General features: G+C 41.0%; 13 protein-coding genes and 1 other annotated feature. Of the genes, 6 read left to right on the plus strand and 7 right to left on the minus strand.

Annotated elements, in window-relative coordinates; genetic code table 11:
• Nucleotides 1–4: 4 nt before the first annotated feature.
• The 5 genes from lepB to DW015_RS13720 form a co-directional block, all read right to left on the minus strand.
• Nucleotides 5–607 carry a signal peptidase I gene (gene lepB, locus DW015_RS04245; RefSeq protein ID WP_022288300.1) on the minus strand — a complete coding sequence of 201 codons (603 nt, stop codon included), beginning with the start codon at nt 605–607 and terminating at the stop codon, nt 5–7.
• Nucleotides 594–830 (minus strand): hypothetical protein, encoded by a 237-nt coding sequence (locus DW015_RS04250; RefSeq protein ID WP_117904438.1) that lies wholly within the window; start codon nt 828–830, stop codon nt 594–596. The genes lepB and DW015_RS04250 overlap by 14 nt, the downstream gene beginning before the upstream one ends.
• Nucleotides 831–1347: 517 nt before the next feature.
• A complete protein-coding gene (locus DW015_RS04260; RefSeq protein ID WP_022288298.1) occupies nt 1348–1542 on the minus strand; it encodes a DUF6472 family protein in 195 nt (64 codons plus the stop codon).
• 9 nt (nt 1543–1551) lie between these two features.
• A complete protein-coding gene (locus DW015_RS04265; RefSeq protein WP_022288297.1) occupies nt 1552–1995 on the minus strand; it encodes a MarR family transcriptional regulator in 444 nt (147 codons plus the stop codon).
• 132 nt (nt 1996–2127) lie between these two features.
• Entirely contained in the window at nt 2128–3723 is a 1596-nt protein-coding gene (locus DW015_RS13720; protein WP_117904442.1) for a DUF6056 family protein, read from the minus strand.
• A 217-nt stretch (nt 3724–3940) separates the two neighbouring features.
• Here DW015_RS13720 and DW015_RS04275 point away from each other — a divergent pair, with 217 nt between their 5' ends.
• Nucleotides 3941–4222: a hypothetical protein gene (locus DW015_RS04275; RefSeq protein ID WP_117897054.1), complete on the plus strand. Its 282-nt coding sequence runs from the start codon at nt 3941–3943 to the stop codon at nt 4220–4222.
• A 167-nt stretch (nt 4223–4389) separates the two neighbouring features.
• Nucleotides 4390–6534, plus strand: a complete 2145-nt coding sequence (gene ppk1, locus DW015_RS04280) for a polyphosphate kinase 1 (RefSeq protein ID WP_117904444.1) — start codon at nt 4390–4392, stop codon at nt 6532–6534.
• Nucleotides 6535–6621: 87 nt separating this feature from the next.
• On the opposite strand, the gene DW015_RS04285 is transcribed toward ppk1, so the two are convergent.
• On the minus strand, nt 6622–8292 hold the full coding sequence (locus DW015_RS04285; protein WP_117904446.1) for a 2-isopropylmalate synthase: 1671 nt from the start codon (nt 8290–8292) through the stop codon (nt 6622–6624).
• A gap of 88 nt (nt 8293–8380) precedes the next feature.
• Nucleotides 8381–8614 (minus strand) — a binding site (T-box leader).
• 287 nt (nt 8615–8901) lie between these two features.
• Between DW015_RS04285 and galT the strand changes: the two genes are divergently transcribed.
• From galT to DW015_RS04300, 3 genes are all read left to right on the plus strand, one after another.
• A complete protein-coding gene (gene galT, locus DW015_RS04290) occupies nt 8902–10407 on the plus strand; it encodes a UDP-glucose--hexose-1-phosphate uridylyltransferase (RefSeq protein WP_117904448.1) in 1506 nt (501 codons plus the stop codon).
• A gap of 62 nt (nt 10408–10469) precedes the next feature.
• On the plus strand, nt 10470–11282 hold the full coding sequence (locus tag DW015_RS04295) for a PIG-L family deacetylase (protein ID WP_147338135.1): 813 nt from the start codon (nt 10470–10472) through the stop codon (nt 11280–11282).
• A complete protein-coding gene (locus DW015_RS04300) occupies nt 11269–13788 on the plus strand; it encodes a YfhO family protein (RefSeq protein WP_117904451.1) in 2520 nt (839 codons plus the stop codon). Before DW015_RS04295 ends, DW015_RS04300 begins: the two co-directional genes overlap by 14 nt.
• A 117-nt stretch (nt 13789–13905) precedes the next feature.
• Here DW015_RS04300 and DW015_RS04305 read toward each other — a convergent pair whose 3' ends face one another.
• The gene (locus DW015_RS04305) at nt 13906–14466 is read right to left on the minus strand and encodes a TetR/AcrR family transcriptional regulator C-terminal domain-containing protein (RefSeq protein ID WP_022288290.1); all 561 of its coding nucleotides are present in this window, start codon (nt 14464–14466) and stop codon (nt 13906–13908) included.
• Nucleotides 14467–14637: 171 nt separating this feature from the next.
• Between DW015_RS04305 and glgB the strand changes: the two genes are divergently transcribed.
• Entirely contained in the window at nt 14638–16422 is a 1785-nt protein-coding gene (glgB, locus tag DW015_RS04310) for a 1,4-alpha-glucan branching protein GlgB (protein WP_117904453.1), read from the plus strand.
• Nucleotides 16423–16516 lie beyond the last annotated feature (94 nt).

Below are 16516 nucleotides of genomic sequence, written 5' to 3' on the forward strand. Positions count from 1 at the left end.
AACGCTAGTCCACTGTGCCTATCCTTTTAAAAGGATATATCCTCAGTGAGACCTTTCCAAGCACTGCTTCCTCAGCAATACAGCCTATCCTCTTTGTACGGCTGTCAACAGACGTAGATCTGTGGTCGCCCATAACGAATATTCTCTCGTCAGGCACCTGATAAGGCAGCTCGATATCACATTCTCCCAGAGCTTTGCCGTCAACATACGGCTCATTCAAGGTTTTTCCGTTGACGATAACAGTACCGTCCTCCTTGATATCCACCACATCTCCTGCTGTAGCGATAACACGTTTCAACAGTATCTTATTATTATAATAAAACGCAACTATATCGCCCTTCTGAAAGCTTCCACGCTTTCTGCACACCACCAGCTCGTCGTCATGCAAAGTCGGCGTCATACTTGTACCCGTTACTCTCAAAACAGGCAAAAATAACATTGATATGATCACTGCTGCCGCTGCCACAACAAGAAGCGACGCCACGGTGCTGCGGAGTATCCTCAGATATTCCCGCCTTTCATGATGCTTTTTTACCACCCGCTCAAGTGTCTGGACATCAGGAAGCTCAGGTTTTTTTAACACCTCGTTCTTGCTATCTGCCGCCATGATCTTCCTCCACTACAGGCTGCTCAACAACCGGCTTGTGACCTGTCAGTGCAGCTACCTGCCGCTCCAGCCTGTCAAGTCGGTCAGTGATACTTTTTTTATCTTCGAGCTTTTGAAGAAGCTTTTCATTCTCTGCGTTAAGCTTATCATATTCTTTTCGCAGATAAAGCATTAACTCGAGCAGCTCATTTTTTGACAATTTTTCAAGCGCCTTATCCTTCAAAAGCCTCACCTCCGACGCAATATACCTATATAATTACAAGTATTATATCACTTGATTTTCCATTTGTCAATCCCACAATATATCATATTTGTATTTTATTGCATATAAATATACTGATAGTTCGCACAATATTGATTTATCATTTTCCCAGTGCCGGCAGATGATAAAACGGCATATTTATTAGCCTTGAACATGAAACAATACGAAACCTGCGTTTTTACGCTAATTGCAACTTTCCCCAAAAAAATCTTTCCTATTCTGATTATAGCAGCCTGCATAGTCAATATTTTAACATTGTATACTAATACTGTATTTATTAATATTTTGTAAACTTTGATAAATAACTTTCTATCATTCGCCAAATATTAATTTAGTCCCAGATCAATTCTTATTCAACGACAGATGTTCACTGCAAAGCAAATAAGCTTTACATAGCTACATCGACAAGCTTTCAAACTTTACACGTTCAACAAAGCAAAGAAAAATCGGCAAATTTCATGTATTCACCGATCTATCATCAATTTTGCTTTCTCACAACAGCATATTCATCATCAAGCCTGTAATAAGGACAGCTATATTCGCTGTCGCTCATTGATCTGTATGCTTCGTCCTCGTCAAGATCGACCATGCAGCAGTAACATTCACAATCCTCATCAAAAACGTAATTCACACAGCTTTCGCAACGGCTGACTATTTTCTTCGCCTTTGTCATAACAGCCTCCTATTTAAGCACCTTTTTAAGTATACTATTTATAAATACAAGTGCGTCCTTCATTTTTTTCATATCACTATCTGAAACACTGGAAAATTTACCAAGTATATCATCAAGTATCTCGTTTTTCATCTTTTCCATAAAGCGCATAGCTTCGTCAGTGAGCCTGATGTTGATAACTCTGCGATTATCTGGGTTTTGCATTCTGATAACAAAGCCCTTGTCAACAAGCTGTGCCACAGCCCTTGTTGCCTGCTCATTAGAAGTGTTTATCTTGCTTGCAAGCTGTGACATTGTGAGCGTTCCCTCAATACATAGTGACAGCATTATTATCTGCTGAGTTCTTGTTATATCATACTTTTTCTTATCAAACGTATCAAATACCAATTTTCTGCTGAGAGGGTATATCTCATACATTGACATGATACATTCACGACGTACATTGTCTACCATTTTTACTTCCTCCACATAAAGCTAATTACAACGTAATTTCGTTGATTTTTCCACACACAGTAATTATAACATACACTTCTCATTTGTCAATAGCAGAATTATATCAATATTTGATTTTGTTAAGTTATTCTTTTAGGGGTTTTGACGCAGGGCAGAGGCTTGATCGTTTTTGATAATGCTATAATACCCATATAACTCGTGTTTCTGAATATTATACTTGTAACATTCAGTTATCCATTTGCAGCAGTAATCACCGCTTACAAACATTTCATTAGGAATATACCTATTGTCATAAGACATACTATCCTCTACATTCGTATCACCATCAGTTATATAACTTTCGTAGCGTTTATACAAAAAGTCTTTGCCGTCAGACATTGTGATGTAATAATCATAAGCATCATAAACCAGTAATGACGAAATTATAATTATCATAGATATGTACATTATTTTGCTTTTTGCTTTAAATAACTTTTGTAATTTTTCTTTTAGTGAATCAGCTTTATCATGTGGGATAATGTCTTGATCTCTAAATTTGATGTGTGGGAGTATAAAGCAAGTGGTACAAAGTAATATTGGGATATAGGTGTATATGACTTGTGCTGTGCCTAATAGATATAGTAAGGCATATGAAAAATCGTATATAATTACTACAACGAATGCACAGATAAATATAATAATCAATCTTTGGATAGTTCGGTTGGATAGTTTCTCCTGTTTTATTGAACCTATATCAAAAGCTGCTTTTAGAGTTCCAACAAGTATAAAAAGAACTGCAAAGAAGGTCGGACGCATGGAAAAGAAACCTGTCAAGGTCAATGCAGACAGCCCTGCAAGTCCTGCAAAACAATATGGCAGGGACGTTATAATAGTATTTTTCTTATTACAGGTATAGAGTACTATTACAGAGATCATAAAAGCTACAATTATGATCTTGTAGTCATTTAAAAACCAGCCCAAATAATTCTTTAACAATGTCAAAAATGATTTGATATTATAGACATCTGTTTGTTCTACTAAAGCTGCCCTGTTGTGATTACCAGGTGCTAAGATCACAAGCATGATACCTAAGACAGAAGTAATGCAGCTCAATACTATCTTCAGATCAGGCTTATGTCTTATGGTGATAAGGTGTATCGTTAGCCATACCAGCAGTATCCCGCCAGTTGTTTCATTTGTTGCTGAGCTTATGAAAAACAGAATGGGCATAGCAATATAATATATCCTATTGCTGTCATCAAGATGCTTTTTACAAAAGTATACTGTATACAGCAGCAAAGCAGATGTCCACAGATAGTTTACGGATCCTGATATCCACAGAACTGTGTCACCAAATGATGGCAGAAATAAAAGCATGGAAAAATATATGATGACCTGTGCCAGTGGTATTCCTTTTTGACGGTCATAGACCAGTTTCCTTATAAGAATGCCAAGACAAACGAAAACTATGGAATTAATAATATTAAAGAACCATTTGTTTATATTTATGAAAACAAAAGCCACAAAGTGTGCGATTATTCTGCCGCCGCTATAGTTGTAGTAATTTGTCATGGACAGCAGTATGTCACTAAGACCATTGATAGGTTTATCATTTATCTGTGGTTCAAAATCTTTCCAAACGAAAAGAAAGTGGTAGTCGTCTGTAATAAATCCGCAGTTTGCAGTTAAGAACAATATGTATGCAAATACACATACATATATACAAAGTAATTTTTTATTTTTGAGCATATAATATCCCCTGTGTTTTTTTATTTATTATATCATGATCGCACGGCTTTTTCAAGCTTGCAAAGGTATATTTCGGGATATAGCTTTATCTATTTACATATTAACAAAAAGTTCAGTCAAAATTTCTGTAAATTATAGCTGCCAGCTTAACACAAGACGGTAAGAATGTGGTATAATAGTTAATGAAGTAAAAATAGATTATGGAGGTTTAAAGTATATGTTGTGTACTGAGTGTAAAAAAGAGCAAGAAAAACGTATTCCTAACGAGGAAAAAGAAAATGCACAGCCCGCCGAGAAAGTGTGCAGCGACGTACATACAACACTGAAATCAAAGCGTTCAGCCGCTTTGATACTTGTGACTGGTGCTACGCTTATGCTTATAATGGTGTTCATTCTTTTTTGGCTTATAATGTTGCCGAATCTGCCACAAGACAACAGCGTCCTTGCGAATAACTGTGCAAATATATGCCAGACCGCTAAGGAATATATCGGGATCTGATCTTCAAGACGATCTGCTCCTGCCTTCGGGCGGGAGTTTTTTTGTTTTATGGCGATTTTACAAGCTTTTTACGGCACCTGCATTGACATCATATGCGTTTGGCGGTATAATAATACAGTATGATATAAGATGCCTTTCTTACGATAGGAGTTAGGAGAAATAAGAATATGAATAACAAGGTCTACGATAACAGAGAGTTATCATGGCTTAAATTTAACGAGAGAGTTCTTGAAGAAGCTCAGGACAGTGCTACACCGCTTCTTGAAAGATTGCTTTTTCAGTCGATATTTGCAAGCAATCTTGACGAGTTTTTCAGGGTGCGTGTGGGTTCGCTTTATGATTCCTCGCTTGTGGACGACGATCATAAAGACAACAAGTCTAAAATGCGTCCATCTGAACAGCTTTCTGCAATATTTGAGCGTGTTCATGAGCTTATACCAATAAAAGATAAAACATACAAAGCTATCTGCGAGGAACTGGAGCTTAAAAATATAGTGCATAAAAACATAAAGGCTCTCACTGAACAGGATAAGAAATTTCTTGAGGCTTATTATGCCTATGAGGTCAAGCCGTTTCTTAACGCCTTTATTATCGATAAAAGACACCCTTTCCCGTTTCTTGCAAATCAAAGTATTTATGCAGTGGCAAAGCTTGCTTCAAAATCTTCCGTCACAGTGGGTATAGTTAGCTGTAATGAGAAATTCCAGCGTGTGATCTTTCTTCCTGCTGATGAAGGGTGCACAAACTATATCCTTGTAGAAGAGCTTATTCTCCATTATGCTGACAAGGCATTTGAGGGCTATAAAATAGAAGAAAAGGCTCTTATGAGAGTGACACGAAACGCCGACATCGACGTTGACGAGGGCTTTGACTCGGAACTTGATTTCAGACAAAATATGTCTGAGCTTATCAACAAGCGTAAACGCCTTTGTCCTGTAAGATTGCAGCTTTCAAAGCAAATATCCGACACTGTGCTGAACGAACTGCTTTCAAGGTTGGAGCTTTCAGAAAAGCAAGTCTTTGTGGAGAAAACTCCACTTGATATGTCCTATGTGTTCGCTGTGTTTGACAAGGCATCGGGCAGAAAGGAACTTTTCTTCCCAAAGCAGGAGCCTCAGCCCTCTGCTATGATAGACCCGTCAAGGTCAATGATAGAGCAGATAGACGAAAAGGATCTTTTTCTGCACTATCCTTATGAGTCCATAAAGCCTTTTATCAGGCTGCTTGACGAGGCGGCTAAGGACGAAAGCGTTACATCTATCAAGATGACTTTGTATCGTGTGGCGAAGAACTCCAAGGTAATAAAGGCGTTGTGCAATGCCGCAGAAAATGGCAAGGACGTGCTTGTGCTTGTGGAGCTGAGAGCACGTTTTGATGAGGAAAACAATATAGGTTGGTCAAAGCTTCTCGAGGAGTCAGGCTGTCATGTAATGTATGGTCCGCAGGGACTTAAAGTCCATTCAAAGCTTTGTCTTATCACAAGAAAAGTAGGCGACAGCGTTAAGTACACTGTTCAGGTGGGTACAGGAAACTACAACGAAAAGACCGCAGGGCTTTATACCGACCTTTGCCTTATGACATCAAACAATGACATTGCTCAGGATGCTTGCGAGGTGTTCAGAACGCTTTCAATGTGCGAACTTGTGGAAAGCTCAAAGGCACTTATGGTCGCTCCACACTGCCTGCAAAACAAGGTGGTGGAGCTTATGGATAATGAGATAAGCATTGCAAGAGCAGGCGGTGAGGGATATGTTGCCGCAAAGCTCAATTCTCTTACTGATAAGGTGCTTATGGACAAGATAATCGAATGTTCTCAGGCAGGCGTGAAGGTAGAGCTTGTTATAAGAGGTATATCCTGCCTTGTGGCAGGCGTGGAGGGCGTTACTGACAATGTGCAGATACGCTCAATAGTGGGCAGATATCTTGAACACGCAAGGATATATATTTTCGGCACAGGTGTTCGCAAAAAGGTATACATATCCAGTGCAGACTATATGACAAGAAACACCACAAGGCGAGTTGAGGTCGCCGCACCTATCCTCAGTGAAGAAGTAAAAAAACGTGTCCTCGATATTTTTGACACCCAGATGCAGGACAACGTAAAAGCAAGGATAATGCAGCCTGACGGAAAATATCTCCGTGCAGAGCGCGGAGATATCGCCATTGACGCACAAAGCAGATTTTACGCTGAAGCATACGCCAATGCACCAAAGCCTGCTCCTGTTAATGATGCCAAGGCTGTCCAGCCTGAAAAGGAGAAAAAGGGCTTTTTCGGCTGGCTCAAAAGGCTTTTCAGAAGAAAAAAGAAATAATATACAATGCGGTCATATTCTATATGGCTGCATTTTTTTGTACAAAAAAAGGGACAGACTTTCGCCTGTCCCTTAAATTTTTATTCATTACTTCTTATCTTCAAAAGCGTTGTTGATAGCTGAAACAAGACCCTTGATAGAAGATACGATAATATCTGAGTGTCTGCCGACGCCCCAATACATCTTATCACCGCAGGAAATTCCAACATACGAAACAGCCTCAGATGTTGACTTTCTTTCAAGAGCGTGTTCTGTGTATGTTTCCACGGTAAAATCAAAGTTCAAAGCCTGCTTGATAGCATTTGCCACAGCGTCAAGACGTCCGTTGCCTTCTGCTGTATGATCATTTGTTACGCCGTTTACTGAAGCTGTGATAGCGGCGCAGATAGTGCCGTTCTGCTTCTGAACATAGTGTGCTTCAGGAATATCAACAGGTGCGCACTTGTTGAGGTACTCGTCCTTGAATATCTTGTAGACCTCATCAGGCATAAGCTCCTTGTGCTTGTGGTCTGAAACAGCCTTTACCTTGTAGCCAAAGTCCTCTCTCATCTTCTTTGGAAGATCGTAGCCGAACTGATTTTGGAGGATAAAGCCTATTCCTCCCTTGCCTGATTGCGAGTTTATTCTGATAACGTCACCGTCATACTCTCTGCCAACGTCATGCGGATCAATAGGAAGATAAGGAACTGTCCACTTGTCACAGCTCTTTTCTTTTCTCCAGTTCATGCCCTTTGCGATAGCGTCCTGATGTGAGCCTGAGAATGCAGCGAATACAAGTGCGCCTGAATATGGGCTTCTGTCATAAACCTTCATTCTTGTAACTCTCTCGTAAAGCTCTACCAGTGCAGGCATATCTGAGAAGTCCAGCTTAGGGTCAACTCCGTGAGTGTACATATTAAGTGCGATAGTAACGATATCGGCATTGCCTGTTCTCTCACCATTGCCGAAACAAGTACCCTCTATTCTGTCAGCACCTGCAAGCAGACCCATTTCGCAGTCTGCCACTGCACAGCCTCTGTCATTATGTGGGTGAAGTGAAACTATAATGTTCTCTCTGTTGTGAAGAGTGTCGCACATATACTCTACCTGCTGAGCATAAACATGAGGCATTGACATTTCAACTGTTACAGGGAGGTTGATGATGACCTTGCTCTCAGGTGTAGGCTGCCAGATGTCGATAACAGCGTTGCAGATATCTCTTGCAAACTCAGGCTCTGTGCCTGTAAAGCTCTCAGGAGAATACTCGAATACGATATTGCCCTTTGCGTGCTTCTTATACTCGTTACAGAGCTTTGCACCGTCTGTAGCTATCTTGATTATCTCTTCCTTTGACTTGCGGAAAACCTGCTCTCTCTGTGCAACAGATGTTGAGTTATAAAGGTGGACAACAGCGTTCTTTGCACCGTCGATAGCTTCAAATGTTTTCTTTATGATATGCTCTCTTGACTGTGTGAGCACCTGAATAGTAACATCATCAGGTATCATGTTCTTCTCAATAAGTGTGCGGCAGAACTCATATTCTGTTTCAGAGGCGGCAGGGAAACCTATCTCTATCTCCTTAAAGCCTATCTCAACGAGCTTTGTGAAAAACTCCAGCTTTTCTTCAAGGCTCATAGGAATGATAAGAGCCTGATTTCCATCTCTCAGGTCAACAGAACACCATGCAGGAGCGTGGTCAACATACTCTTTTTCAGCCCACTTCATGCACTTTACAGGAGGCATATAATAGCCTCTCTCATACTTTTCTACGTTTTTCATGTCAAATCCTCCTTATAAATATAAAGCCGATAATTATTTTGATAGTGATGTGGAAAAGGGCATAAAAAAATCGCCGCTCCTACCAATAAGGAGAGACGAGCTTTGCCGTGTTACCACTCTCATTCATATACGGCTCACACCGCATATCTCAGCCGCATCTATCAATGCGTATCTCTATAACGGGAGAACCCGTGAGCGGCTAATAAAATTTCACCGTTCAGGCTCGGGGACGAGTTATCACAAATTCCGCATACCGCCTTGCACCCACCGACGGCTCTCTGTAATGTCAGAACTTTGCTTTTGTTCCTGTCAACGCCTTTGTCATATTGTTTTTATTATACCCATACTTCCCGCTTTTGTCAATAGGGCATTTGTCGATTTAACAATTTGTTAATATTCGGTGCTAAATCGTTTTCCCTGACATTAAATGTAGGGGCTGGCGTCCCCTGCAAAATAATCTTAAAATATTCTTATTACGCTTTTCAAATGCTTAAAAGTATCTTAATTAGCCCGTCTGTCGGTTGACAAAGAATAATCAATGGGCTATAATAATAGATGCTGGCTTAGGGGGTTACCCCTAATACTTTTGTACAAAAGGGGATCTATAACATGATATTTGAAAGCATTAAAAAGCTTGTAACATATGGTCTGGAAAGCGGACTTATTGAGGAGAGCGACAGAGTTTATACCACAAACAGGCTTCTTGAAGCCCTTGACCTTGAGGAATATGACGAACCAGCGGAGGAGTTTTCTGACGTTGATCTTGAAAGCACTCTCAAAGAGCTTCTCGATTACGCTGTGGAAAAGGGTCTTACAGAAAATTCTATTGTATACAGAGATCTTTTTGACACAAAGCTCATGGGGCTTCTTACTCCAAGACCGTCAGAGGTAGACACAAAGTTCTGGGGACTTTACAACCACCAGTCTGCAAAGGTCGCAACTGACTATTTCTACAAGCTTTCGCAGGATACGGACTACATAAGAAGATACAGAGTTAAGAAAGATATGCGCTGGATAGCTCCAACAGAGTACGGCGACCTTGATATAACCATCAATCTTTCCAAGCCTGAAAAAGACCCGAAAGCTATTGCGGCGGCAAAACTTGCAAAGCAGTCGGGATATCCTAAGTGCCTGCTGTGCTATGAGAACGTGGGATATGCAGGACGAGTGAACTCCCCTGCAAGACAGAACCACCGTGTTATATCTCTTAAAATAAACGGCACAGACTGGGGACTTCAGTATTCCCCATATGTTTATTACAACGAGCATTGTATCCTTTTCAATAAGAAGCATACGCCTATGGTAATAGACCGCTCGGCATTTGAGAAGCTTTTTGACTTTGTTAGACAGTTTCCGCACTATTTCATAGGTTCAAACGCTGACCTGCCTATCGTTGGCGGATCTATCCTTTCACACGAGCATTTTCAGGGCGGTCATTATACTTTTGCAATGGCGAAAGCCCCTGTTGAAGAAAAGATAGTTTTCAAGGGCTTTGAGAACGTTGACGCAGGTATCGTTAAATGGCCTATGTCAGTTATCAGAATAAACAGCGAGGATAAAAACGCTCTCGTTGACCTTGCTGACAAGATACTCAAAGCTTGGAGAGGCTACACCGACGAAGAAGCGTTCATTTACGCTGAAACTGAGGGTGAGCCGCACAACACTATCACACCTATCGCAAGAATGAGGGACGGCAGATATGAGCTTGACCTTGTGCTTAGAAACAACATCACAACCGAGGAATATCCTCTCGGCGTTTATCACCCACATCAGGAGCTTCATCATATAAAGAAAGAAAATATCGGTCTTATCGAAGTAATGGGTCTTGCAGTGCTTCCGTCAAGACTTAAAGGCGAAATGGAAAAGCTTGCTCAGGTTCTGGTCACAGAGGGCATAGAGGGTGTACGCCGTGACGAGATGATCGAAAAGCACGCTGATTGGGCTGAGGAAATATCAAAGAGAAACAATATTACAGCTGAGAACGTTCACGAGGTCTTGCAGAAAGAAATAGGCATCGTGTTCGCAAAGGTGCTTGAACATGCAGGCGTTTATAAGCGAAACAAAGACGGAAAAGCTGCATTTGAAAGATTTGTAGACTATGTGAACAACAAGTAATAAAGAAAGAGGTGAACGCCCGTATCTCGCAGAAGAGATCCTGCAAGGGTGCGGGCATTTTTATGCTCAAATTTACAAGACGGCATATAAAGGAAACAGCAATAATTCTGGCAATAGTCCTTTTTATAGGCACACTGTGGTTTTTAGGCTACAAAAGACATATAAGAGATACCGTCAATCAGGCTTATGACGTTGCGCCTATATCCGCCATACAGTTACAGCTTGCTTCGTCATCAAAGGCTGATAAGCTTATGATAGTTGCTCATCCAGACGACGAAGTGCTTTGGGGCGGAGGACATCTTTATGATAAAGGCTATCTTGTTGTGTGCGTAACAAACGGAAGAAATAAGGTGCGTTCTCAGGAGTTCAAGGACGTGGTGAAAGCCTCGGGAAACGAGTGTATAATGCTTGAATATCCTGATAAAGTCAGGGGTAAGCGTGACGATTGGGCGCTTGTTAAGGACGGTATCGAATCTGACCTTGAAAAGATAATGACCTGCAAGGATTGGAAGCTTATAGCTGTGCATAATCAAAAAGGCGAATATGGTCATATCCACCATGTAAACGTGCATAATTACGTCACTGAGATATACGATAAGAACGATATCCAATGTGACCTTTACTGCTTTGGCAAGTATTACAAGGCTAGCCGTCTGAAGGTGGTGGGCAACACTTTGCCAAAGATATCAAAGGAGAGATACGAGTTCAAGAAAAAGCTTGCGGATATGTATACCTCTCAAAAGAAAACTGTAGACAAGCTGTGGCATATGGCTTATTATGAGGATTGGACGCTGTATAAACGCTACAGTGAACACCCTGAAATGAAAAAACAAACTGCAACTGCGCTGGGAGTGGCTGTGAATGAGGCTCAGTAAGAAAAATATAATACATCTGTGTGTGCTTACAGGGATATATCTTCTCTTTGTGCTTGCATTGACAAGATTCAAGTTTGCCTATGGCTCTGAGCTTGATTGGGGCGGACAGCACTATGCTATCCCGGATTATTTCAGAAAGCTCTTTTACAAAACTGGGGACTTTTTTCCCTCCTTTGCCCCGAACATAGGTTGTGGTGAGAACATCTATAATCTGTCATATTATGGGCTTTATTCGCCTATAATACTTTTTTCTTATCTTCTGCCCTTTGTGAAAATGTCCACCTATATACAGATAGTATCCATAATAGGCATTATAGCAAGCCTGTGGATATTCTATATATGGATGCGGCAGAAATTCACAGACAACACAGCGTTTGCACTGAGCTTTGTGTTTCTCTTTTCAGCACCCCTTATCTTCCACAGTCACAGGCACATAATGTTCGTGAATTATATGCCTTTCCTGCTTTTGGGTTTTATGGCTATCGAGGATTATTTCGAGGGCAAGAGAAAATACATGGTGACGCTTTGGGCATTTTTGATGCTCATGACAAGCTATTTCTTTGCAGTGTCGGGTCTTGCGGCAATGGCAGTGTATGGCGTTTACCGCTGGCTGAAAATAAATGAAAAGCCAACTTTCAAGAAGTTCTGCAAAGACGGAACAGCATTCGCTTTCAGGCTTATCCTAGCAGTGATAATGGCGTGCGTGCTTATCCTGCCGACACTGCACTGTATGCTCTCAGGCAGAGAGGCAGGCAACAGTCATGTTGACCTCAAGTCGTTCATACCTGGGGTAAACTTGAAATTTCTGCTCTATTATCACTACTCAATGGGGCTTTGCCTTTTCACAGTGCTTAGCATAATATCGGCGGTGTTCTCAAAACAGCGTTGCAGAAGATTTCTCGGGATCGTTATGATGGTAATAGCCACCTGCCCTATAATAGTCTATATGTTAAACGGCACACTGTATGTTGACCCGAAAGTTCTTATACCTTTCCTTCCTCTTGGTATGCTCCTTTTCGGACACACCTATTTTGATATAATAAGAGGAAAGCTAAAGCTTAAACCACTTGCAGTGATAACCCTTTTAGTTGCACTGGCAGGAGTTTTCTGGTTCAAGACCACCAAAAAAGTGGAGTTTTATATTATCCTTGACTTTGTTGTGCTTATGTCGAGCCTGTTTGTATACAGACGTTGCAAAAAAGAGTTCATACTTAATATAGGAATGTCCCTTTGCCTCGTGGTATCCACAGTATATGCAAACTTTGCAGACGAGCTTGTGCCTTTAAGAGAGCTTGAATATGATAACAGCAGTGATATGAATACACTTGCAGATTATGTGGGCTCGCAAGAGGAGATATCGAGGACTTCAAACTGCGTTGACGAAGTAAACACAGTGAACATGATATATAATGCAGATTATTACACCATGTCAATATATTCCTCACTGCACAATAAAGATTACAACAAATTTTATTACAGTGAGATATACAACGAAAATTCATACCGCAACACTTCCCTGACCACTCAGACACGAAGCCTTATTGCTGATATGTATTTTTCAAACAGATATCTTATCACTGACGACCCGGTAAAGGCAGTGTCAGGCTACAAGAAGATAAAAGAGAGCGGAAGCCTTTCACTTTATGAAAACAATGACGTTCTGCCTTTCGGATATGCTACCAATGCTCTTATCGGCAGAAAAGAATATAATTCCCTGAATTATCCATACTCAGTGGAAGCTCTTTTCAATAATATAATAGTTGAGGATAAGACGGAAAAGTCATTTTCATCTGATATCAAAAAGGTACGCTCCATCAACTTTACAGAGTGCGACCAGATAAAGCGTGAATGGGGAAAATACACCATTGACGCCAAAAAGCCTTTCACTCAGGAGATAACGCTTCCCGAAACGCTCACGAACAATGAGATAATGTTTGTATCTTTCAATGTGAACAACGATATAAAGGGTGGCAGAAAGGACGCTTGGGTGTCCATAAACGGCAATAAAAACAAGCTCACTGCACCTGATTGGAAGTATTACAATAATAACAGACGTTTTGAATATGTCATAACCACAGGTCAGGACTATAGTGCAGACAGCGTTAAGGTGAATTTCTCTGACGGCAAGTATGAGATAACCAACGTTCGCTGTTATGTCATCGACAAAGACAGCCTTGTGCGTGACGTTGACCCGTTCATGATAGACAAGAAGACCTCTCACGGAGATGTGATAAACGGCACTATAGACGTTAAAAATGACGGCTATTTCACCATTTCCATTCCGTATACCGACGGCTTCACCGCCGAGATCGACGGCAAAGAGGTGCAGTGTGAAAAGACCGACACTGCATTCCTTGGCTTCAAGATACCAAAGGGCAGCCACAGCATAAAGATAACCTTTACCGCACCGTTGCTCCACAAGGGCATAGCACTTTCAGCGGCAGGCTTGCTGATATTCATAATATGCGTTATTATTGACAGAAGAAAATCAAAAGCTTCAAAGTAAAAAAAATAAAAGCGACAGAAATCTGGATCTGTCGCTTTTTTTGTCGTATGTTTAGGTTTGTCTATTCACTTATTACATAAAATATGATAAAATAACAGAGTGATTGTGTGACTTTTGTCAAAGGTTCTGTCTGAATCCCTCACCAATGGTAACGTTTTCGTATGCAAGCTCACGCATTTTCAGCATTACATCATGTGGAGTTTCTCTCATTCCGCCCGTTGCCCAATCTATTATTATTCCGCAATAGCCATGAGAATAAAAATCGGCAAAGAACTTCGCCTTATCGGAACGCTTTCTGGTTATAGCAACAGCGTGATAGAAAAATCTGATAAACAGCTTGTGCATACTTCTGAAAAGATAATGCTCGAAAATCTTTTCGTTGCTTTTTAGCGTGTTTGAGTAAAAGCGCTTGTCTTTGAGCATATTTACGAGAAATCCTTCAAGACGCTCATACCAGTTGTCGTAGTTTACGCCTTTGGTGATGTCAGCGAAAAGCTCGTGAAGATAGATATAGCTCAAAAGCTCATATTTATCCTGAAAATGGTAATAAAAAGACTGGCGGTTAAGACCGCACTCACCTGTTATATCGGATATGGATATTTTATCAAAGGGTTTTTGCTCGCAGAGCTTTTTCAGTGAATCACACAAAGCACTTTTGGTTATCGCAGAGCTTGACATTTAACTACATTCCTTTCAAATTCATAGCGACAAAAGTGCTTTTTTGAAGAAAAATCAGACTAAGACACGTTTGTGTCAAAAAAGCAGACAATTCGCGCTAACTTTTATTATATCATAAATTTATGAAATTTCAATAACTTTTTATAAATATTTTTCACAGGGGGAAACGGCATGAAAAACAATATCATCACAGAATTTATAAATGGTCAAAGTTGTAGAGCGTATGAAGCTCTTGGGGCAGTAAAAACAGAGAACGGCATAAGATTTTCCACCTATGCGCCCCATGCAAGGAAGGTAGAGCTTTGCCTGAACGGAGATATTATCCCTATGGAATGCGATGAACGTGGGGTATGGAGCGTTGAACGCCCTGCAAAAGAGGGTGACATTTATCAGTATGTTATCACAACGCCTACTCTTGAAAAGCACTACCGCTCAGACCCTTTTGCGGTGTACAGCGAGGTAAGACCTAAAAATGCTTCTGTGGTGTATGATATTGACAGCTATAGCTGGAATGACCAAGAATGGCTCTCAAAGCGTGACAAATGCTATGAAAAGCCTATGAACATATATGAGGTACATTTCGGCTCGTGGCGCATAAAAGAGGGAAAAGAAGAAACCGACCGCTTTTACACCTATGAAGAAATGATAGACCTGCTCATACCTTATGTAAAGGAAATGGGCTATACCCATATCGAGCTTCTGCCACTGACGGAATATCCTTATGACGGCTCATGGGGCTATCAGGTGTCGGGATATTTTTCCGCAACCAGCCGTTACGGCGACCCCAGAGGGCTTATGAGGTTCATAGACGCCTGCCATGCGGAAAATATCGGCATTATTCTGGACTTTGTACCCGTACATTTTGTCCGTGATTTCTATGCCCTGCACATTTATGACGGAGGCTTCCTCTTTGAAAGCGACAACGAGTATGACAGATACTCCGAGTGGGGTACTGCCCTGTTTGACTACACAAAGCCTCATGTGCTTAGCTTCGTAAAATCCTCAGTTAATTTCTGGATAGAAAAATATCATGTTGACGGATTGAGATATGACGCAGTTGCAAACCTTATCTATCGTCACGGCCACACTGATGACGCTGTGAACGACAGCGGTATATGGTTCTTGAAGAACACTAATTACACCATTCAGAAAATGCACCCTGACGTTATGCTTTTCGCAGAAGATTCCACAAACTACACTAAGGTAACTGCCCCTGTTGAGTTCGGCGGTCTTGGCTTTGACTATAAATGGGATCTGGGCTTCATGAACGATACCATCAATTATATAAAGACTCCGCCTTTTGAACGCAGAAATCATCACAATAAAATGACTTTCTCCATGAGTTATTTCTATAATGACCTTTTCATTCTTCCTTATTCCCACGACGAGGTAGTTCACGGCAAGAAAACCATGGTGGATAAGGTGTTCGGCAGTCAGCAGGAGCAGTTTGCTACCATAAGAGCACTGTATACTTTCCAGTTCACTCACCCCGGCAAGAAACTCAACTTCATGGGCAACGAGCTTGGCGAATATCTTGAATGGCGTGATGAAAAAGAGCTTGGCTGGAATCTGCTCACATATCCTATACACGATTCATTACACGAGTATGTGAAAGCACTCCACAAACTTTATCTTGAACAGCCTGCACTGTATAAGTCCGACTATAATTCCACATCTTTCCGCTGGATAGACGCAGACAACAAAAATCAGTGCATTTATGCCTACCGCAGAAGCGACCCTTCCGGCAAGACGCTTTATATGGTGTTCAATTTTTCCGGAAGCTATCAGAACTATAGCCTGAAGGTCGAGCAAAACGGAGCCTACAAAGAGCTTCTCAACTCTGACCGTGATATTTATAGTGGATCAAACTGCATAAACAGCGGTCTTTATACCACAAACTATAAGCTGCCGCTCAGACTCGCACCTCTCAGCAGCGTGATAATTACCACAGAATGAGAAAAAAATATTAAAAATCATAAAATACTATTGCAAAATGGCGAAATATGCGTTATAATATAAGTGTATGTAATATACAACATTTACACCAAAA

This window comes from Ruminococcus sp. AF37-20, from assembly GCF_003460465.1.
Taxonomy (GTDB): Bacteria; Bacillota; Clostridia; order Oscillospirales; family Ruminococcaceae; genus Hominimerdicola; species Hominimerdicola aceti.